Raw genomic sequence first — 241 nt, forward strand, 5'->3', positions numbered from 1 at the left:
GACCCTTACACAGGTTAATTAATTCCATAAGGCAGCCTGCATCGCTAGGCGCACCAGGGCCTGGTGATAATACTAGCAATACTTGGCCGTGCTCTGCCTGCATTTTTTCGAATATGACCTCTGCGCTAATGTTGTTTCGGTAAACCACTAGCTCAGCCCCAAGCATTGTTAGTTCATCAACTAGGTTGTAGCTAAATGAGTCAAAGTTATCTAAAAAGTAAATTTTAATAGGGTGTGCTTC

General features: G+C 43.2%; 1 protein-coding gene. It reads right to left on the minus strand.

Annotated elements, in window-relative coordinates; genetic code table 11:
* Window positions 1-241 (minus strand): glutamine amidotransferase-related protein (locus tag SB765_RS33070; protein ID WP_410932954.1); only part of this gene is annotated, 241 nt, incomplete at both ends.

The sequence above is a fragment of the Pseudomonas sp. SIMBA_067 genome (assembly GCF_046534675.1).
Lineage (GTDB): Bacteria > Pseudomonadota > Gammaproteobacteria > Pseudomonadales > Pseudomonadaceae > Aquipseudomonas > Aquipseudomonas putida.